Here is a 21484-nt window from a genome sequence, read left to right as displayed (position 1 = left end):
TACCCTTTATAATAATTCTCTCTTACATGAAGTATAAGAAATTTGTATGTACCTTATACAAATAATCAATTTCATAGATATCAAAGATCATTATAGAACGGAAAACCAAATAATGAGTAAATTTACTAAAGTGCTCATTGAAGCTATAGAAAAGTTAGCTAAGTGTTCTATCTTATTGTTTAATTTTCTGAATTTAGTGGAAATCGTCTCGTTTTAGGGTAGATAAGAATTACTTCTTCTTGCTTTTAGTTGGATCTTAAGCAAGAGATATCTTTCAACTTGATGTATTGTTGACAGCATGTTTGAATCCTTATTTAAATCCGGCAATTATTTTCCTAATGAGTTAAATGCACAGAATGGTGTGGAGTTTGTTCAATTCGCTCTTCAACAAATAGAACAGAATGGATGTTACGATCCGGACAAGAGGGGACATGATTTGTTTGAGTGCATCCAATTATTGATGCCGGGCTCACTGCCTCCTATTCGATGATATAATTTATATTTAAACTAACGAGATTGGTACATACTCAATGAAACGAAAATATAGTGTTTTAAATAGAAGAAATAATACCCAAGATGAGAAAATAGTCACAGTAACAAAGAAACTAAGGCTATTCGACTTTAATGAACATTCTGATCGAAAATCAGCATTAATTAAAAGTGAATGTAGTGGAAAGTTAAAGCTAGTTTGTACGATGGACAAATCGGGTTATCAAAGTGATGAAGAATGGCCAGAGTACATTCAACAAATCATTGCAAATCATCAGCAGAATCCAACTTGGCGCATTAATCTTTTTGACAGATATTCCGTGTCTCCTGAATTAAAAATAGATTCTCAACTAGTCTTGAGAAATGCTATGCCACATCTTAAACAAGAGGGAATGGGAATTTTTATATTTAAAGATTGTAACGGTTCTATTAGTCTTCGAGAGAGCTCTCTTGAGTATTGCACGCGCTTGATCATCACAAATACGGAGCAACACTTAGTTCTAGACAGCCATTTACAAATAGCAGTAGCGGAGATACATGAATTTATAAATGAAGATTTCAGGTATGTAACGAAGTATTTAAAAGAGTGCAATGTAGATTTATATAGTCCATCAACTCAAATTACTGTTATTTATGGACCCTATCCCGATTATATTAATGAAGAAGAAGAGGAAGAGCAAAACGATATCGAGCTTCCTGGATTTTTAATCGCATTTATGTTGGAAGAAACCCTAAAGAGACCCATTGTTTCCATTAAAGCATGTCCTGAGAAAATATCTCAAATTGATTTGGCAACTGGAGCGATCAGCAGGGCGGCTTTAGATAAACAATTAGATAGTGATGCGGATGATGAATATAACATCGATGAGGAAACACGTTCTTTTGTAATTTGAGTAATTTTAGAATGAATCAATTTTATCAATATAGAAGTCTAGACCTCAATATAACTCTTGATATCTCATAAATGAGTACGATTGATGCTTGATTTTCACCTACTTTCTAACATGAAAATACACTTAACTCCAATATAAATTCTACCAATAGAACTCTCTATAGATAGGTTGGGGCTTGATTGTTCATGAGACGTATGTTTAAATTGTTTTTCATTTTTTATCAAAAAGTTAACTCAAATTTTTACTATAAAATAATTGAGAAAAAAACCGAAAGTTTTATGTACATTGACAGTGGAAGTTGAATGAAAAAGGAATTAATGTGGTTTGTAATAAAGTTTATTCTACTAATGTCTTTTGTTGGTTCCAATGTTTGGGCAGCTCTTGAAATTAACAAAAGTGCTGATACAACTTCTGCAGTCCCAGGCCAAACGGTCGCATATACTATAGAAATCACTAACACTGGCCCGGATTCTGAAACTAATGTAGTGCTAGAAGATGATCTTGCTGGAGTCCTGGATGATGCAACATATAACAATAATGTATCAAGCTCAGCTGGTAGCTGTACATTTAATGCATTAACAATAAATTGTTCTTTAGGTACCCTTTCTGCGGGTGCCGTCGTAACAGCTACGTATTCAGTTACAGTAAACGATCCGCCATCTGGGGATTCAACTCTAATAAATACCGCTACGGCTAATAGTGATGGTGGGACACCCATTTCAGATGAAGTTACGGTACCAATATCAGTCTCTCCTCAATTTACTTTCCAAAAAAGTGCTACCCCCTCAGAAATAACAGCAGCAGGACAAATCATTACTTATAGTTTTGCAGTCACTAACAGTGGGAACGTAACGCTCAATAATATAACAGTTAACGAGTCCGCTTTTTCAGGGACTGGTACTCTATCCGCCATCACTTGCCCAACAACTACCTTGGCACCAGAAGAATCTACTGTCTGTACTGCTACTTATACTGCAACTCAGGAGGATATTAATGCAGGTGTAATTACTAATACCGCAACTGCTCAGGCATCCTACGGAAGTGTTGTACTTCTTCCTGCGTCTTCATCAGCCGCTGTAACTGCAACTCCTGCTGCTGCATTAACCTTACAAAAAACGGCCTCACCAACCATTGTGAATGCTGCTGGAGAACAAGTGACTTACAGCTTTACAGTTACGAATACAGGGAATGTGACCCTTAGCGGGCTTGCTATAAATGATGTAATGGCTGCTCCTGCAACACCAGGTAACTTGAGTGCTATTACATGCCCAGACACGACGTTGGCCCCCGGCGCAGAGACAACTTGCACTGCCACCTATACCGTCAGTCAAGCGGACGTAGATAATGGTTCTATTAATAATAGCGCTACTGCTACGGGATCTTGGGTGAATGGTACTGTAATTTCTGAGTCTTCATCAGCCTCTGTAGCTGCAACTCCTACTACTGCATTAACCTTACAAAAAACGGCCTCACCAACTACGGTTAATGCTGCTGGAGAACAAGTGACTTACAGCTTTACAGTTATGAATACAGGGAATGTGACCCTTAGGGGGCTTGCTATAAATGATGTAATAGCTGCTCCTGCAACACCAGATAACTTGAGTGCTATTACATGCCCAGACACCACGTTGGCTCCCGGCGCAGAGACAACCTGTACCGCCACCTATACTGTCAGTCAAGCAGATCTTAATGCAGGGAATATTTCAAATACAGCCACTGCTTCAGGTATGACGCCTAACAGCTTTGTAGTGACTTCTGCACCTTCAACGACAACAGTGCAAGCTACTGCTCAAGCGTCCTCTTTGACTTTAAATAAATCAGCAGATATCCAAAGCTTTTCCTATCCAGGTGTTGCAATTACCTATACTTACTTAGTAACAAATACAGGCACTGTGGTTTTAAATAATATTGCTGTAACCGATTCCCAAATAAATATGGTTTCATGTCCTGCAACGGCCTTAAATCCCGGAGCAAGTATGGCGTGTAAAGGGACTTATGTCACAACAATAAAAGATGTGCAACAAGGTGGAGTAACCAATATTGGAACTGCAACAGCTGCAGCACCTAATGGAACGACATTAAGCGTTCAATCTGCGCTTACTGTAGAATTCAATCCGGATTTAATTCGTAAAAAAACCTTGTCAGCAGTAAGAAACTTTTTAAGTGCTCGGACTCAACTGATTCTGACTGCATCTCCTGATCGCTATCGTCTTATTAGAAAACTGTCGCAGCAGAAAAAAGCATGCACTGATACTGGTTCTTTTGGAAACATAAGACCTACCTCAAATGGTGCAACACTTAATGGTTCTATCAGTTCGAGTCAATTCAGTATCAATCCCACTAAACTTGATTTATGGGTCGAAGTACATGGTGCCTATTATAACCAAAATAGATTTGAGAACTCACGGCATGGTAATTTTGGTGTGCTTTATGTAGGACTTGATTACCTTTTTATGCCTTCAATTGTTGGCGGTATCTTAGCTCAAGGGGATGTTATCAATCAAAATGAAAGCAACCATGTGAACAATGCTCATGGTTCTGGATGGCTTTTAGGGCCTTACGTAAGTACAAAACTAAACTCCAATTTATATTTACATACGCGTGCTGGTTGGGGTGAATCAAACAATAAAATAAATCCCTTAGGTTACTATGATGATTCATTTACTACCGTGCGTAGTTTATATAACGCCGAACTAGTAGGTGATTTTAAACTTAAAAATTTATTAGTAATGCCTACAGCAGGCATGACCTACTATAGTGAAAATCAGCATCACTTTACTAATGCTTTAAATGTTTTGATACCTGGACAAACAGTTAGTTTGGGGCAATTAAATTTTGGACCTGAATTTGCCTATCAGTTTAATACGCTTCGTTGCAAGGAAATTGGTCTTCGTTTCACCATACAAGGACTTTATAATTTCAATCAGAGTCATGATTCTTTTATTGATGATGAGTTTTTTATCCCTGTATCACGTTTCTCAGGAAGAACAAAGTTGGCATTAGATGTTCTATTTCCATCGGGTTTTTCATTGAGCCCTATGGTAACTTATGACGGGATCGGGACCAATTCTTATAATGCAGTCCAGGCACAAATTCAGTTCAGCGCGCCTTTTGGTTGAGATACTCCAGCAAAATATATTTACTCCTAATAGAACATCCCTGTAAATATAGAGTAGAATCTTTCTTAGGTATTTTAATTCTTTTTTTGAACGTCAAATCAAAGGGTTAGCCTAGACTATCTTGATTAAAATGCTCCCATCATTTGATGGAGCGCTGTGAAGCATTTTATACCACTGCTGTATTGTTTGGATGTGGCTTATGTGTCTAAGGGAAGGATGATGAATAAAGACAATAGAAGAAGGAATATTTCAGTAAATAATCTATTAAGGGAAATTATAAATGAATAAAGCTAACATCTTTAAAATGACTTCTTTAATTATTCCTGGTTTTCTTGCTGCCAATATCTGTCATTCTGGAACTACTGGAACTCCCGTGTTACCCATACCCATGTGGTCTATAGGTATAGAAGGTGGAGTAGCTCCTACTAACTATAGTACCAGAAGTCCAACTTATCTTTTTAACCAAAGTGCGGGATTTGGGCTGAGTTCTGTAAGCTCAACTAATTTTTCTGATCAATTTCACACACCGTATACTATAGGTGCGGAAATCGCTAGATTAATCGCTCCTTCAACCAGCGTATTTGTTGAGGGGAATTATTTCAGAGGAGACTCTAAAACTTACTATTTTACTCTTCGGGGGATTAATATTAGTCATACGTTTGATTATTACGAGAGTTATGGTATTTATCTAGGTGGGCGATACATCAGCAATTATTTTAGCAACAAATTTTTACCCTATATCGGTGCGAAAGTTGGTTTTATGAATTATAGAGCTGTAAATGCATCGGAACACTTCCTTAGCGTGCCAATCCCATCAGAAATTGATCCTTATTATTCGTCAGATACGACAGTTAGTGGCGGAGTTCATATTGGATTAGATTATTCAATGAGTGAAACGTTTTCTTTAGGCGTGAAATTTGAAGTGTTAGCTTCAGGATCAAGGTTGAGTCAAGTAGTACAAAATAAGATTCCAGCACCGAATGTTGCTATCGGTAACACTGGGACCTTAGTTTCATATCCTATTGAAGCAATTTTAAAATATAAATTTTAGTTCCCTTTGATTGAAATGAAGTTGAACTAACTGGTGTGCTTATTAGTGGCTTTTGGCTTTGCAAATTAACGCTGGCCTTATTTTAAAATTGATTTTGTACAAACTGCAATAAGCTATTCCATAAGGTTTTATAAGCTTTGAAGCTAGTAGAAATAGAGGTGTTGTAATATGTCATTTTAAATGAGGGACATACGATTTCTATTGGCCAATCTTCAATTGTCAAATTTCTTACAATAATGTTTTTGATGCTGAATTTTTTATTTAGCAGTTTATTTAGCTTATGTTTTTATTGATATAATGTTTCGATACATAGCTAAAGCAGAAACGGCCAGACCGCGAAGCGGTCTGGATAATGAATAAATTGATTAATAGGTTAAGCTTCTAACACAGCGCACACCTAAAGCGTAGTGTTTATCTACGCCGCCTTGGGCGCTGTTACTAGAATCAAAGTACTGATAGCATGCGCTCTCCAGCGGAAAGCCCGAATTCTCAGTAGAACACCAATAATAGCCAGAAAGGTTGGTGATATTTGTACTCACCAATTGGTTTTGAATGTTGGTGCTTCCTGGAGTACATGCTTGCGAGCCAGGAGAAGAGGGATAATTACCGCCAGAACCAAAAGGACCTAAATCACATACGGATGGCAAATACCAGTCGCTATAGCAAGTCGAACCGCCAGCACATGCTGTTGCACTATTGCCCGTTAATGGCTGCCTGCAAAGACCTGTTGCATAAGTGGTATTTGCTCTACTGTTATAAAAGACTTGTACGTTGTGTGTAGCACAGGCACCATCATTCGCCGCATCACAGTTTAATTGGCCTGTTTGAAAAGTTGCGGGATAGGTTGAAGAAGCGTTTGGGCTAGGATGAGAAGAAGTGGATGCATCATCAATACCCCAAATGTTATTATAAACACTACCAGGAGACCACGTGATACCATTAGGATAAGCATCCGCCTGATTGGTAGTAGCCACTACTTTACCGCCAATACTTCCTACATTGGGGGCTGTGTCGTCAATAGAGAATACATAACCTCCCTGGTACTGACACCCATAACCAAGTACTACAACATGTGCTGTTGTATGAACGGTGTTACCATTTGCTGTAATGTTAATCGCGCTGGGAACTGGTGCGCCACCATTGGTGCACGGTGTACTTGAATTATCAGAAGAAACTATGGCGCCAGGGGTGAGTATTATAGTACATGAACCCCCGCTAGGAATTGGTACATTATTATTGCACGTTGTTGCGGATATTGCAGTTCCCATAGGTAATGCCGGATTAAAAGCTCCTGCTGTAGGCACTGTATCAAGAGTAATGGGATTAGCTGAAGTGTTCTTCAGCGTAATTGTTCTTGCAAGACCACCACCAAGCCCCGAAAGAGCCAAAGTTGATGGGCTTGCAACTAGGCCGTTTATTGGGGTAATGGAACTTGATAAAGACGCGGGGCCTGTTTGATTTACGCCACTTTGTCGCGTTATAGTGCTGACTGCAAACGTATACGCTATCCCATTTGTTAAACCAGTAACCACGCATGTTAATGATGGTGCTGTTGCAGTACAACCCGCTGTGTCGAATCTCGTGCCTGAAGTTGGACCATACGTTACTGTATACCCTATGATTGTTCCTGTACCCGTGTTGCTTGGAGCGGTCCAGCTGATCATTGCTTGGCCATTACCTGGAACAACAAAGACATGATTGGGTCTCCCAGCTACAGGGAAAGAGGGTGTTGAGATAAAATTCACCGAGCAGTTTCTTGTCACTGGAGCTGTAGTATACGTCGTACCGGACAAACTTCCCCCACATGTATCACTCGCAATACCCGCTACATAGCCAGGAGCCACACTCAAATAAATTACCACTGTTCCATTATAATTCACCTGTTGGTTGGAAGGATTCGGGACAACGTGTGTGTCCCCATTTGCACTCACCGTATAATGGATTACTGGGGGTGGATTAGTACCTTTCACCACATTTAATACATTAACAGGGTTCGGTTGATAACACTGATTGGGATTATTTTGTTCACACAATACAGGTCCTGTATGAAGACCTTGTTCCGGTATCAGGCTGCCGTTAATCATCAGCGTTAAGGTACATGTACTGCCTCTTGCTGCCAAATAACAAGCTGACGCACTCACGCCAGGAGTCGCTTTTAATATTAGATTTTTGGATTTTATGGATTGATTCGTTACCGTATACTGTACTGTAGCAGTGCCTCCAGCAGCAACTGTAACTAGGGCTGGACTGGGAGCAGAATATGTCCATACGGGGAGTGCTGCATTGATTGAAGTGCTGACGCATAATCCAACGAACCCAACACCCCAACATCGATTCCTTAACTTATTCACTCTTCTTATTCTCCTATTCTTATGCCATATAGGTCATGTTGAACAATGTGTCATTTATGTATCCATGGTCCAGTTTACTGCATGCTCTACCTTTTCACTCTCGTCTAGATTAGCAAATCAATAGACCGTGTTGCAAAAATAAGATGGTTGTATAATAGTTATCATTCCAGAATCATAGATGGTTGTAAGATGAATCCAGTGCCTTAGAGATGGAGAAAATCTCCTAACTCATATCACATAAGAAATAAGTAGTTGAAATTTAACCGGATATTTATTTTTCTAATATTAGTTAGATAACTTAAAATAATATTTAATATTTTCTTATCTCTCAATAATTCTTGATACTCTATCATAGATGGAAGAGATGAGGCGGAAAGTAAGTTTAGAGTCCAATTATTGAAGCAATTTTAAAATATAAATTTTAGCTGCCTATGTGTGATTCCATTCTAATCCTGGATGTATTTAGAATTTCGCGCACACCATTTAGTCCTTATTTAAAGTTATTCTAAGATCTGTTAGGAGTGAAACGCTGATCTATAGATTGCGATTATACCAAATAGCGGGCTATTGGTTGTTACTTTCCATGCAAATTTGGGCATGGTCGTTTTTCTCAATAATACAGCTCCTTGCTCTCAAAATCTCTCCACTGCAGGAGAGTCAATATTCCATAGTTGATTAAGATTAACGGTTTTTGCACCACATAAAAAGGGCCAGCCTTTTATTAAAATATTATCTTTTATTGTAAGAGAAAATACCAGGACGGTACTGGCTTGTTGTAAAAGATAGGTTCTTTTTGAACAACAAATAGGGCATTGCCAAATGGCAACAGAGTCTCAGGACTTAAAATGTGGAGCCTTGTCTCGACGCATCATTACTAACAAGGTTAGTAGACAGATTTTTTTGCTCAATAATTTCTATAGCTCGTGCCAAGGAGCCCTTTGGATTAACCAGGGGAATCTTTTAAGCTCCTCTAATAAAGAGTTAATATTCTTATTCATTACATTAACCAGAAAGATATAACGATGCTTTTTTGATCAAGAAATGCTTTTGTTTTTCCCAATTAGGAGCAACTTTGTTAATCAGCCGATAAGATTTATAGTTATGATGATGTTCTGCAACGAGCACTTCATGAATCAGCACCGATTTTATCTGGAACTCTCTTTGATGGTTTGCAGATACAATTGGTCATTCCCCCGCTGCCAAATAATTTATCCTTGGACTGGTAAATCAAAAAGTTAGGTGATTATAATTTTTATTAAAGTTCACTAAAAAATACTGGGCCAAAATACTATAACTATTTTAAGATAGTAAATTACGTCATCAACTATTTATTTAGAATTAATTTGTAGAAATTAAAATATTATTACAAATCAAGGGACGGATATGAAAATAAAAAAATTGGCTCTAAGCATTTTAGCTGCATCATCAGTATTTTTCTTAAATACCTCCTCCGCAAGTGAACCTCCAAAAGAAGCCTCCTCAGTGACCCAAAATTTAAATAATAAGTTATTAAAAGAACTGCCTTTCAATGATAAGGAATCATTTAATAATGCATCCAAAGGATTTATTGCACCCTTGCCGAATGATGGCGTGATTAAAAATGCTAATGGAAACATTATATGGAATTTGAGCAATTTTTCGTTTATTAAAGAAGGTAGCCCATCACCTGCTACAGTTAATCCCAGCTTATGGCGTCAATCTCAATTAGTAAAAATGGGAGGTCTATTTAAAGTTAATGAGCATGTATATCAAGTACGTACTGCCGATCTTTCCAACATTACCTTTATTGAAGGACCACAAGGCATAGTTATTGTTGACCCTTTAATTTCCACTGAAACAGCAAAAGCATCTCTTGCTTTATATTTTAAATACCGACCGAAACAACCTATTGTTGCAGTTATTTATACTCATAGCCACGTCGATCACTATGGTGGGGTCAAAGGAGTAGTTACCGAAGAAGACGTTAAAGCAGGTAAAGTAAAAATTGTAGCACCGGTTGGATTTACCGAAGCTGCCGTGGCTGAAAATGTGATGGCAGGCAATGCGATGAGTCGAAGAGCCAGTTACATGTATGGTAACTTACTTCCTATGTCGCCAACTGGACAAGTTGGTGCTGGTTTGGGAATGACAACATCCTCAGGAACTGTATCACTTATACCCCCTACCGATCTTATCCAAGACAACCAGCAACATTTAAATTTAGCAGGTCTAAACTTTATTTTTTATATGGCGCCAGACTCTGAAGCACCATCTGAAATGTTCTTTTACATACCAGAATATCATGCTCTATGTACTGCAGAAGATGCAACACATACCTTACATAATACTTACTCTCTAAGAGGAGCAAAAATTAGGGATCCATTAGCTTGGTCTAAGTATTTAAATGAGGTACTTTATCTTTGGGGCAATGATGTCCAGGTATTGTTTGCCCCTCATCACTGGCCAGTTTGGGAGAAAGACAATATTGTAACTCATTTAAAATTACAGCGAGATATGTATCGCTTCATTAATGACCAAACCCTACATTATGCAAACCAAGGTTTTACTATGGATGAAATAGCTGAAAAAGTGAACCTTCCGGATACATTAAGTCATTATTGGTCAAACAGAGGTTACTATGGAACAATGAACCATAATACTAAAGCCACTTATGTAAAATATTTAGGATGGTTTAACGGTAATCCTGCGACTTTACATCCTTTGCTACCAGTAGAAGCCAGTAAAAAGTATGTTGATTATATGGGTGGGGCTGCCAAAATTATGGAACAAGCTAGAAAAGATTATGAGCAAGGAAATTATCGTTGGGTAGCTGAAGTAATGAACCATGTGGTTTTTGCTGATCCCAATAATCAGGAAGCGCGTAATCTTGAAGCCGATGCATTAGAACAACTCGGTTATCAAGCTGAATCAGGACCATGGCGCAATTTCTATCTTAGCGGAGCTAAGGAATTACGTAATGGAGTACAAAAAGTTGCTACACCCGATACTGCAAGCCCTGATACGATTCGCGCTATGAGTACAGATTTATTTTTTGATTACTTGGGAGTTAAATTAAACGGTGAAAAAGCGGCTAATACCGTACTCACATTAAATTTTGTTTTTCCTGATATTAATGAAAAATATGTCGTAGAACTAAATAATGGGAGTTTGCATCATATTAAGGGATATCAATCAGATAAAGTGGATGCAAGCATTACTATGGATAGAGAAACATTAAACCAAATTATTCTGAAGCAAAAAACAGTTGAAAGTACTCTGGCAAACAACGAACTAAAAGTTACTGGTAATAAAGAGTCTTTAAACCAATTACTTGGACTAATGGACAACTTTGACTTCTGGTTTAATATTGTGACCCCAAACAGCTAATTATCTAGCCTCACTACTTTATCAGTAGTGAGGTTTGATTTATTTTACGAAAAGGATTTTGTATGAAATTTTGTCTAATGATTCAGATTTTATTGCACGCATAAGATAGAGTTATCAATATGCAATTCTCTCTATAAAATGCTTAGTAAATTTCTTTGCTTCTTGAGAATTAACGAAAATACTGATGGACTTATAGGCCTCGCAGAAAAATAAACTATCTGCATTAACTTATAGAGTTGCGTGGAGTTATAGAAAGAGTAAACCAGGAATTCCATCCTGAGACCCTGTTCTTTGACACAAATTCTTTATAGCCTTTCAATTAAAAAATATTTGCGACGCGCTAAAGTACGTCCAAAATGCTGTATCACACTTCGTGCTCTTCACTTTACATTTTGTCGAACCTCCACCTCTCCTGGTGAAGTAGTCGTTTTATTGAACGACCTTTCTGTTGTTTGCACGTTGCAACAACAGAAAGATATCTTGGTATTTATTATGGAAGCTTTGCAGCTGAGCGTTCACTCAAAAAATGCAAAGACTTTGGATACAATAAACTATTAAAGCCTGTGGCGCCATTAAAGTAGCCACTATTAAACGGGTAAATATTGTTTGGCGTAAACACCGGTGCGGTAATGGCTTCAGGATAGGTCCAGGTGGTGCCTGCGTCTTTGCTCAGTGCCAGAAGTGGTCGAGCCGTGAAGTTGCCATCATCATAAGTACCTACTGCAATACAGGTGTTGCCCGCGCAGCTTGCTCTACTGAAGGAGCCATTGTTAAACGGATGCGTGTTGTTTGGCGTAAACACCGGTGCGGTAATGGTTTCAGGAAAAGTCCAGGTGGTGCCTGCGTCTTTACTCAATGCCAGAAATGGTCGAGTAGTGCTGCCATCAAAATAACTACCTACCGCAATACAGGTGTTGCCCGTGCAACTTGCACCAATGAAGGAGCCAGTGTTAAATGGATGAGCATTGTTTGGCGTAAACACCGGTGCGGTAATCGATGCAGGAAAAGTCCAGGTGGTGCCTGCGTCTTTGCTCAGTGCCAGAAGTGGTCGACCAGTGCTGCCATCATTATAAGAACCTACTGCAATACAGGTGTTGCCCGTGCAACTTGCACCATTGAAGAAGCCATTGTTAAACGGATGCGTGTTGTTTGGTGTAAACACCGGTGCCGTAATGGCCTCAGGAAAGGTCCAGGTGGTGCCTGCGTCTTTGCTCAGTGCCAGAAGTGGTCGCTCAATGCTGCCATCATTATAAGCCCCCACTGCAATACAGGTGTTGCCCGAGCAACTTGTACTATTGAAGAGGCCATTGTTAAACGGATGTGTGTTGTTTGGCGTAAACAGCGGTGCCGTAATGGGGTCGGGATAGGCCCAGGTGGTGCCTGCGTTTTTGCTCAGTGCCAGAAGTGGTCGCTCAATGCTGCCATCATTATAACCACCTATTGCAATACAGGTGTTGCCCGTGCAACTTGCGCCATTGAAGAAGCCATTGTTAAACGGATGCGTGTTGTTTGGTGTAAACACCGGTGCCGTAATGGCCTCAGGAAAGGTCCAGGTGGTGCCTGCGTCTTTACTAAGAGCCAGAAGTGGTCGACCAGTGCTGCCGTCATAAGTACCTACCGCAACACAGGTGTTGCCCGTGCAACTTGCGCCATTGAAGAAGCCAAAGTGAAACGGATCAGTATTGTTTGGTGTAAACAGCGGTGCAGTAATGGCTTCAGGATAGGTCCAGGTGGTGCCTGTGTTTTTGCTCAGTGCCAGAAGTGGTCGAGTAGTGCTGCCATCAAAATAACTACCTACCGCAATACAGGTGTTGCCCGTGCAACTTGCACCAATGAAGGAGCCAAGGTTAAACGGATAAGTATTGTTGGGCGTAAACAGTGGTGCCGTAATGGCTTCAGGAAAGGCCCAGGTGGTGCCTGCGTCTTTGCTCAGGGCTAGAAGTGGTCGACCAATGCTGCCATCAGAATAAGCGCCTGTTGCAATAGTAACCTGTATTGGGCTTGAAGGCGTTACTGGGTTCGAATTGGCTGCAGGACCATTGCCTATCGCATTGGTTGCATAGACTGCAAAAATATAGGATGTGCCATTGGTTAAACCCGTACAATTAGCGGTTGTACCCGTTACAACACACGTCCCCCCTGCAGGATGCGAAGTGACTGTATAACTTGTAATGGGAGAGCCTCCATTACTGGGTGCAGTCCAACTTACTGAAGCTTGGGCATTGCCTGCAGTGGCGGTTACATTCGCAGGTGCTCCGGGTACAGTTTTCTGCGAGTCGGCGCTTAAATGGATCGTAGCAGATGTGGTATTGCTCGTTGCAAACAAACAATACCCAGTTTTAGGATAGAGCGTACACCCAGAGGCTCGATAGCCTGGGGTTACTGGCATAATTCCGGCGATAGGGTAATAATGGTTTGCAGTGCTACGAATGTGTAAATCCTGCGCTGAAACATGATAGCGCTGGCAGGATAAAGGACCTTTGCCGTTTAAGCATAAAATCACATCCGCTGCTGCAGGGTTTCCTGATTCAGTAATCTTAAATAAGGGCCCTTGTTTCGCATAAGCCCATGAACTTAGCAACAACAGGGCTAGAGTCCCGATATAAATTATTCGCTTTATCATCACATATCCTTGATTGTCTTGTTTCAGGGTTAAATACGCACAGCGCATATTGCAGCATTTGCATAAATGTCTGTATTACAGCCCAACAAAAGTAACCCAGCCAACGCTCCTATTTTCATCTAAACTCCCTCTTTGAAATGACCTAAATCCTCACTAATTTAGTAAATGAATACTTAGGAAAATCTTTGAACATACTCAATAGATATGTTTCATGCGACATCGTTTTTTCCATTATTCGAAAAACAACGGATTCTCGAGTGTACTTCCCATTTCTCAAATTATCAATTGATAGGAAGCGCTACCTGGGTTTTGCAAACAAAGTAGCTTCCTATAATGGACAAGTTAGTGACAAAATTGAAAAAAGCGTGTGATCCTGGGCTATGCAATTTTTCTAATGCCATATAACGGTATGGTGCATGATATTCCTCTGTAAGGTAGGTAAATAATAATTGCTTCGGGTGTAAATACGCCCTAGTGTCGGTTATTCATTTCAATTTATTTTTTGTTCGAACGCTTTTTTGTTTATATTTCCAACTCCATTTATGATTTTGACTAAGTATGTAAAACGAAGCTCATAGGTAAACTCAAACGTTTTATCAAACCGGGGATTCCAATTCATGAAAAATGCGTATACAGTCATTTAAGAGTTTGAAATCATACGTATATTTAAAAAGGACAATTCAATATCTGGATGGACACAAACAGCATTGAAAGACCGTGTTATCCTTTTATCTGAACCAGTCATTATATTTTTTTAGGGAGTTTTTATGAATAGGAATTTTTTAGCACTCGCGTTATCAGCAAGCGTTGTAACTGGGAGTGCCTTAGCAGGCACTATGGGGCCTGTGGTACCTACGTGGTCCTGGGTTGGCACTATTAGTGCGGGGCCGGTTTGGGAGGATGGGGGTAAAACGCAAACTTTTTATCTGGCACCTGAGATTGAAAAGACTTATGTAGCAAATAAGTCGACTCGAACTTTATTTAATGGCGAAGTATTTCTTGGTCTTCAAAAAAGACTGTCGCAAATCATCCAGGGACAGCTTGGTTTAGCAGTAGGCGCAACCAGCAATGCGAATCTATCCGGGATGATTTGGGATGATGCAGACCCAGAGTTTGCTAATTATACCTATGAGTACCAAATACAACATACCCATATCGCAGCAAAAGCGAAGCTTCTGGCGGATATGGGGTATTGGCTTATGCCCTGGATAAGCGGCAGTATAGGTGTTGGTTTTAACAATGCTTACTCCTTTAGTAACACGCCAATAATTTTTGAGGCCCTACCGAATCCAAATTTTAAATCTCATACCGAAACCACATTCACCTATACGGTGGGCGCAGGTGTACAAAAAGCGTTGAATAATCATTGGCAGGTGGGTGTTGGGTATGAATTTGCCGATTGGGGCAAGAGCAATCTTGGTCGAGCTGCGGGGCAAACGCAAAATAGCGGACTTAGCTTAAACCACCTCTACACGAATGGAGTGATGTTTAACCTCACTTACCTGGCATAAGGACATGGATATGAAATTGTTTCGCTTAATAAATCAAATAGGAATTGGCTTTAGCATTTTTTGTTTTACTGTTGTAGTGTATGCTGGAGCTCCTTTATGGACTTTAATACCTGTTCCAGGATTTCCACCTCAAGTGTCTATAGGTACAACAGATACTGCCCAAGTAAAATATACAGTGACTAATCAGTCACGCAAGCCGCATACTCTACAGATGAAACCTATACAGGGTATTACTCCTTCAGGATGTACGTCTCCTCTAGGTGCTCATCAATCATGTATTTTGACTTTATATGTAAATGGTGGATTATCTGGAACTATAAAGGGTGGGCCAGTGCTGTGTGCGCAGGGAAATCCCAATCAATGCTATCAGCCAAGCCAGGCGGATATTTTGGATATTCAGATACTTACCCCTGCCCAATTAAGCGTCAGAGCCGCGTATGGGAGTATCTTTTTTGCTCCACCGCAAGTGAAAACAAGTTTCTACTTTAGTGACTTATTAAAGTACGAGGCTACTTTCCCACCAGAATCTCATTGGGCTCCACAAAAGGGCATTGTGGACGTAAATGGTCAATTCCTCATTATAGACGGACAAATTTTAAGTAATCCTGCGGAAATTACCTTACTGTTAAGCAGTGCGACAAGAATCCCCATCACGCCTCCTTATAATCCTATCATTCCTCCTGGCCCTGGCGCCTCTAATGATATTGCCAACCTGTTAGCTTATCAAACAGTAGATAAACAAATTATCTTCATTGATCAGTTCCAACGTTATGCCGTAGTTGGCGGCCAAGCCATTCAAATTCCTTCACCGCCTCCAGCACCTCCATCATCACAAGCGACCACATTCCTAGATTATATCAGCAACTTGCCTATGAGTAGTTATGGAAGTAACAAGCAGGTTCCTGCTAATTTTTCATACGATGTAGTACGTTCCTTAGCCTCTTTTGTAGAAGGAAATCCGAATGCGCCCAAGACAATTTATGTTTTTGGCGAACCAAACTGCTCTGTTTGCCATGATTTTTATGAGGGCATGCAGCCTTATGTTATAAGTGGGCAAGTATCAATTCATTGGATTCTAGTTAGCTTCTTGCAACCCTCATCTCAAGGCAAAGTTTGGGCTATCCTTGATGGAAGAGTGCCGCCTGGCTCAGGTTATCCTGCAACCCCGGCGGGCGCTTTTGCTTATAATGAAGATAATTTTAATATCATAAGCGAAAGCGGGGGTATTCCGCCATCAACTAATCCGTCAGCCTATGCTATTCGTTCCTTAAATGAGAATGAGTTGGCTTTCATTCGATATACAGGTCTTGTGGGAACCCCGACAATTATTTATATAAATAATCAAGGTCACACTGAAGTAATGGCTGGCACACCTAATAATTATCCTGTCTTTGTTAGCGATATAAGAGGGTAATTGAAATATGAAAAAGCCCATCAACAGTGGGCTTTTAGCACGCATAACTTGTAACTTGTTGAATGAGAGAAAGATTCCTATTTTAGTTTTAGGTTAATTTGCGGGAGCCGATAAGGATTATTTTTTTCTTGTAAAGGAGGAAGTCTAAAAAATCGCTGTTTCTCATGAAATAAATCAGCTTGTTTATCCATTTGATCGTCAGTTTTGCGTATGGTCACCGAAGTTGTTTCTTTATAAGTTTTAGCTTTTTCCTTTGATTGAAATGAGCTTGAACTAATTAATGTTCCTAGTCTTTGACCTGACAAATTAACGCTGGCCTTATTTTGAAATTGGGTTTGTACAAACTGCAATAAGCTATCCCATAAGGTTTTATAAGCTTTGGAGTTAGGGGAATATAGGTGCTGTAATAGGTCTTTTAAATGAGCGATATACGATTCCTCTCGCCAATCTTCAATCGCCAAGTTTCTTACAATTGCTCTAGGAAAGGATTCGAAAAAATCACCCGTAAGTAAAATAGGTATTACTGGTTTATGACTATGGATTATTTCGCTGAGCTCATCTTGCACCATGTGAAAATCCGGATTTTCATATTTTGATTTTAAAGAAGAAGTGCCTAATAAAATAACTGCGTCACACTCTTTAATCCGACTAATGTGGGATTGGATACGATGTCCCCATCTGCTATGTTGAAAGTCAACAAATACTAAAACTCCGGCCTTTTTGAGATCATTAGCTAAAATTAAAATAAAATTATGCATCCAAAACTCTTCTTTAATCTTATCGGGAAATGGCCAGGCATAACTTATAAAGACAGACGGCGGTAATTTATTCTTTGTTAGCATGGACTTATTCAAGGAGTATAAAACCTGATCTAGGCGTTCTCGAATATTATCTGCTAATGGAAAACTCATTATCCATTTATTTTTAATATAAGGCTTTACTTCGGTTTCTTCTTTATCCCTTAATGTCTTGCAAATATTATCTAATTTCATCAGTAAATCATCAACAATATCAAGAGGAATATGAGAAGGAAAAAACTCACTATATTCTTTTGAGATATAGAGCATATTTAAACACTTCCTATGACACACTTTTAATTCTCTAAGCAAACTAATTTGCTTTAAATAAAAACTCTGTTTCGGCAAATAATTAATATACTGAGTTGATTGCAATAAGCTTTCCAAGCAAGTTAAAAAAATTTGAAATTGAGGGTGTCTAGAGGAGTAGTTAATATTATTGAAAAGCTCATTAAGAGCGCTAACAATTTTATTGATTTGTAATAAATTTTCATTAAATAACATAGTAAACCATAAGAAAATATTAATTGGAAATTGGAAAATGCTTTTTATCTTTAAAGCGATTAGTTACTAAAATACTGTGAAAAAGAATCAAATTTTAAAATGATACACGCAACTTAATATAATGCTAGGGACAAAGATGTATTTTCTCCTGTTAGAGAAGACACTTTTAGCTGAAAATTGGTCTCAGATTTCTTTATTTAAATATTCTAAAACTCTAATCTTCCCTCATAGGATAATCTCAAAAATTCATTTAATATTTCTTGCTTATTTTTGTTACCTTTTTTTTTGCGAATTTCTTCAAAATGTCGTTCTACTGTGCGTGGAGAAAGCCCTAATATTTTAGCTGTTTGTTTGGCAGTTTTACCTTTTGCATACCAGAAAAGAACTTGTTTTTGCCTTAAAGATAATTCTGAGTTAAATGGGGTTGGTTTATCGGTTATTTTTTTTCTTATTTCTTGTATTCGAAGTTGGCACTTATTGTATTTATTTAAGTTATTAAGAATAAAAGAATCACTTAATATATTATTATTTTCTTTTTGTATTCGACTAAATTTCAAAGAAAATGCAGAACTAATTATGTGATCGGCCTCCCTAGTAAAATAATTAATAAAATCCTCAAAAAAAGTAAGATTATTAATAATGACATTTAATAATCCCGCATTTTTTTTTGAGCCGGAAAAAAAATAAAAAGCGGTGTAATCTATTGCGCGATGGCAGATTGTTATTCCTTGACCGCTATCGAAGTGAAGTAATCCATGCTGAAATACTGGTAAATGAGAGTCTTGAGGCCAAATGCTCACTCCGCTGTTAAATAATGTAGGATTTGTATCAAATATACTGCTTTCATATAATTTTAATTCATAATAATCGTTAATCCATTGAGGTCGATTGCTTAAATTTATTTGTGAGTTATTATCAAAATTAATCAGAACAGTGAATGTATGAAACCCTATTTCTTTCAGAGGAATACAATAAGATTGAATCCCGGTAGATAAAGCTATCATCTCTTTAATGGTTTGTGTGTTTTTCATGTAAGCAACCTTGCATAGTAAAGATCTTTATTCCCGATTTAATTATCTATTTTTATTATTTGCTTTATTTCAAGAAATTCTATGAGTAATGAACCAAGGTGAGTTTGCTAAAAGAAATAGTTAATTATGATTTACATAAGATAAATTTTCTTAAGAACCACATTTTTAATATTTATTCCTTAATCTAAATGGGCCATTTTTTATAATGGCCCATTTATTTTTGCAACACACTTTTTTCTTATCTTATAGTGAAATTTTTTCCTGGTACTGTAAAAAACCGCTTATCTGAAGCCATAACCATGATCCGTGCTGTGGAGGTACTCACAGATGGCACTTTGATGTAAGTGCTTCCTGAATTAGGAATGTGTGTTGCTAGCACATAAGGAAACGTTAAACCGCCATTAACTGAGAGCAAGATATCGACAAAAGGTGCATTAACAGGGAGATTATTTGTATTGGCAACCTTCCAGGTAATATTTTGATTAGATCCTTGAGTCCAGATAATACCGCTACGGTTAGGGTGAATTAAAAGAAAAGGGCCGGAGTTCGCATCGGTTGTTACGGTAACATCAGTAAACGCGTTGCAGGAGCCTACTCCAGGTGCTGGGTTATTCTGACGAGCGGTGAGTCTAAAATTAAGTGTTCGTGAGACAGAAGGCAACACTTCCCAGGTGAAAGGTCCTCCTCTAGCTAAATCATTTAGGTTAGGGAAATAGCGTATAGGTGACCTATTAGGAAGAAAATCTCTAAAATTGGGGCCTCCAGTGGCGCTTTTAACAGGTGGTTGATGAGTTATTTCTATATCCATTTGCTCCCAAATATAATTTAAAATTTCGGAAGGTGCCCCTGGAGTAACATTTCCTGTAAGAGTAAAGGGCGTATTCACCGGTATAACAGAATTACCATTCGTTGAATTAATTGTCGGTGCCGGTATAGGTAATGTTGAGGTATTCGAACCACAAGTAGGTGGGTTGGGCAGGGTAGCTAGATAAGCTTCAATCTGTTGTACCGAGAAGGCATGAAAAAAATCAAAACTAGCATTGATCACAGACGGATAACAATAAGATGCACCATAACTCATGGTAGTGACTCCACTGCCGGTTTCTACCGAAGATTCTGGAGTGCGACTGCATTCATTGTTTTGAGTATGTGTGGCACCAAATTGATGTCCTATTTCATGAGCAATAACGTTAATATCAAAATCGTTTGGAGCTACATAAAAGGATAAGCTGGCGGCACGAGCTTTATAAAGAGGATTACAGGTACTCCTTATAGTAGCCAAGCCTGCATAAGTAAGATCTTCCATGCTCTTAGTATAGCTATAAACATGGCCAACGTCATAAGAGTTTGGATCGATGGTATTATTGAAGAAATTTTGATTTTCCTCTATCAAAATACTCACATCATTGTTTGATGTATAAGGATTGGGTGGTGTGGGATTCGCTGGATCACCAAAAATAATGGGATAAGGAGAGGAGGGATAAGCGGGAGCTGTAGGATTGACTAATTGCAGAGAAATATTTAAATCACGCTCATATATCCCATTAATCCGATTGACAGTGGTGCTCTGTGCTGCAAGTACACCGGCGACAGTTCCTCCATGGGCTGCAGTATAGGAAGAAGTAGCGGCGAGCGCGAGTCTAAAGGTCCTTAATGTACAAGAAGTTGCCTCCGCTTTCAATCGTTGTGGTTCCATACTTAGACTATCTTCGACAAGGCACTGGCCTGGTTTGCTCACAGGGATTTCTTTATTAGTCCATACCCTATAAAGAGAATTAGGCGAATTAGATATTGGATCGATATAAAGAGTATCTTTTCCCGGTCTTATAATCATTGCATGAAAGCCAGCGGGGGTAATATCAAACTTAACAAACTCGTCAGAATTAGAAACACCATAAGCATTATAGGTTTTAATTTCAGGAAAGTGAGCAGCTAAATCAGGGTGAAGAGTATGATTTTCCCATACTTTATAAGTGTGGATACTTCCATCAGGAAACGGTAACTGAATCGGAGTGCCTGCGCTAACTTTGAGTGTTTTTTTTAATTGGGTTTGAAGGTGCTTTACGTCAATTTTAATTATTTTGAATGGAGTGGGATTTTTTATGTCTTGTTGCTGTATCCCAGATTGTGCAGAGAAGATAACCTGATTCAGATGATCCTCTGGCAAATTTTTACTCGCATGTACTACTCCTGAAAATAAACCCAACACAACTATAGTGGCGGACAGCCTTGTCATTATGAAGCTCCTTATGTAAATCTAGAGATTATGGAAAACCTCTAATAATGTCAATCTGGGTATTATTACCCATAACTTATGCCCTGGATTTCCATAGTT

12 protein-coding genes are annotated in these 21484 nt (G+C 38.8%); 7 read left to right on the top strand and 5 right to left on the bottom strand.

The annotated features are described in order from the left end of the window. The first annotated feature begins 298 nt into the window (after positions 1-298). The 4 genes from DY223_RS15755 to DY223_RS15740 all read left to right on the top strand — a co-directional run bounded on the left by DY223_RS15755 (position 299) and on the right by DY223_RS15740 (position 5552). Positions 299-490 carry a hypothetical protein gene (locus DY223_RS15755; RefSeq protein WP_058458435.1) on the top strand — a complete coding sequence of 64 codons (192 nt, stop codon included), beginning with the start codon at positions 299-301 and terminating at the stop codon, positions 488-490. A gap of 40 nt (positions 491-530) precedes the next feature. After that, complete coding sequence (locus DY223_RS15750; RefSeq protein ID WP_058458436.1) at positions 531-1382, top strand: hypothetical protein; 852 nt, start codon at positions 531-533, stop codon at positions 1380-1382. 302 nt (positions 1383-1684) lie between these two features. After that, positions 1685-4501 carry a DUF7507 domain-containing protein gene (locus DY223_RS15745; protein WP_058458437.1) on the top strand — a complete coding sequence of 939 codons (2817 nt, stop codon included), beginning with the start codon at positions 1685-1687 and terminating at the stop codon, positions 4499-4501. 280 nt (positions 4502-4781) lie between these two features. Beyond that, positions 4782-5552, top strand: coding sequence for a hypothetical protein (locus DY223_RS15740; protein WP_058458438.1), 771 nt, complete (start codon positions 4782-4784; stop codon positions 5550-5552). A gap of 365 nt (positions 5553-5917) precedes the next feature. Here DY223_RS15740 and DY223_RS15735 read toward each other — a convergent pair whose 3' ends face one another. Then, entirely contained in the window at positions 5918-7903 is a 1986-nt protein-coding gene (locus DY223_RS15735; RefSeq protein ID WP_058458439.1) for a fibronectin type III domain-containing protein, read from the bottom strand. 1383 nt (positions 7904-9286) lie between these two features. On the opposite strand from DY223_RS15735, the gene DY223_RS15730 reads away from it, so the two are divergent. Beyond that, positions 9287-11269 carry an alkyl/aryl-sulfatase gene (locus DY223_RS15730; RefSeq protein WP_058458440.1) on the top strand — a complete coding sequence of 661 codons (1983 nt, stop codon included), beginning with the start codon at positions 9287-9289 and terminating at the stop codon, positions 11267-11269. Between the two features lie 490 nt (positions 11270-11759). Here DY223_RS15730 and DY223_RS15725 read toward each other — a convergent pair whose 3' ends face one another. Next, a complete protein-coding gene (locus DY223_RS15725; RefSeq protein ID WP_058458441.1) occupies positions 11760-13892 on the bottom strand; it encodes a fibronectin type III domain-containing protein in 2133 nt (710 codons plus the stop codon). Positions 13893-14659: 767 nt separating this feature from the next. Between DY223_RS15725 and DY223_RS15720 the strand changes: the two genes are divergently transcribed. After that, a complete protein-coding gene (locus tag DY223_RS15720; protein WP_058458442.1) occupies positions 14660-15403 on the top strand; it encodes an outer membrane protein in 744 nt (247 codons plus the stop codon). Positions 15404-15413: 10 nt separating this feature from the next. Continuing rightward, positions 15414-16817 carry a thioredoxin fold domain-containing protein gene (locus tag DY223_RS15715; RefSeq protein WP_058458443.1) on the top strand — a complete coding sequence of 468 codons (1404 nt, stop codon included), beginning with the start codon at positions 15414-15416 and terminating at the stop codon, positions 16815-16817. A gap of 77 nt (positions 16818-16894) precedes the next feature. On the opposite strand, the gene DY223_RS15710 is transcribed toward DY223_RS15715, so the two are convergent. From DY223_RS15710 to DY223_RS15700, 3 genes are all read right to left on the bottom strand, one after another. Then, positions 16895-17884 (bottom strand): toll/interleukin-1 receptor domain-containing protein, encoded by a 990-nt coding sequence (locus tag DY223_RS15710; protein ID WP_131744471.1) that lies wholly within the window; start codon positions 17882-17884, stop codon positions 16895-16897. Positions 17885-18324: 440 nt separating this feature from the next. Further along, on the bottom strand, positions 18325-19149 hold the full coding sequence (locus DY223_RS15705; protein ID WP_058458445.1) for a helix-turn-helix transcriptional regulator: 825 nt from the start codon (positions 19147-19149) through the stop codon (positions 18325-18327). 238 nt (positions 19150-19387) lie between these two features. Continuing rightward, entirely contained in the window at positions 19388-21385 is a 1998-nt protein-coding gene (locus tag DY223_RS15700) for a reprolysin-like metallopeptidase (protein WP_058458446.1), read from the bottom strand. Positions 21386-21484: the final 99 nt, after the last annotated feature.

It is taken from the genome of Legionella bozemanae (assembly GCF_900450575.1).
GTDB lineage: Bacteria > Pseudomonadota > Gammaproteobacteria > Legionellales > Legionellaceae > Legionella > Legionella bozemanae.
Note: the sequence above shows the minus strand (reverse complement) of the source record. Positions and strands in the feature narration are given on the sequence as shown.

Excerpts from the sequence above, each read along its gene's own strand:
- DY223_RS15730 (WP_058458440.1), top strand. The coding sequence starts at position 9,287 with ATGAAAATAAAAAAATTGGCTCTAAGCATTTTAGCTGCATCATCAGTA.
- DY223_RS15750 (WP_058458436.1), top strand. The coding sequence starts at position 531 with ATGAAACGAAAATATAGTGTTTTAAATAGAAGAAATAATACCCAAGAT.
- DY223_RS15705 (WP_058458445.1), bottom strand. The coding sequence starts at position 19,149 with ATGAAAAACACACAAACCATTAAAGAGATGATAGCTTTATCTACCGGG.
- DY223_RS15755 (WP_058458435.1), top strand. The coding sequence starts at position 299 with ATGTTTGAATCCTTATTTAAATCCGGCAATTATTTTCCTAATGAGTTA.
- DY223_RS15715 (WP_058458443.1), top strand. The coding sequence starts at position 15,414 with ATGAAATTGTTTCGCTTAATAAATCAAATAGGAATTGGCTTTAGCATT.
- DY223_RS15725 (WP_058458441.1), bottom strand. The coding sequence starts at position 13,892 with ATGATAAAGCGAATAATTTATATCGGGACTCTAGCCCTGTTGTTGCTA.
- DY223_RS15740 (WP_058458438.1), top strand. The coding sequence starts at position 4,782 with ATGAATAAAGCTAACATCTTTAAAATGACTTCTTTAATTATTCCTGGT.
- DY223_RS15720 (WP_058458442.1), top strand. The coding sequence starts at position 14,660 with ATGAATAGGAATTTTTTAGCACTCGCGTTATCAGCAAGCGTTGTAACT.
- DY223_RS15745 (WP_058458437.1), top strand. The coding sequence starts at position 1,685 with ATGAAAAAGGAATTAATGTGGTTTGTAATAAAGTTTATTCTACTAATG.
- DY223_RS15710 (WP_131744471.1), bottom strand. The coding sequence starts at position 17,884 with ATGCTCTATATCTCAAAAGAATATAGTGAGTTTTTTCCTTCTCATATT.
- DY223_RS15700 (WP_058458446.1), bottom strand. The coding sequence starts at position 21,385 with ATGACAAGGCTGTCCGCCACTATAGTTGTGTTGGGTTTATTTTCAGGA.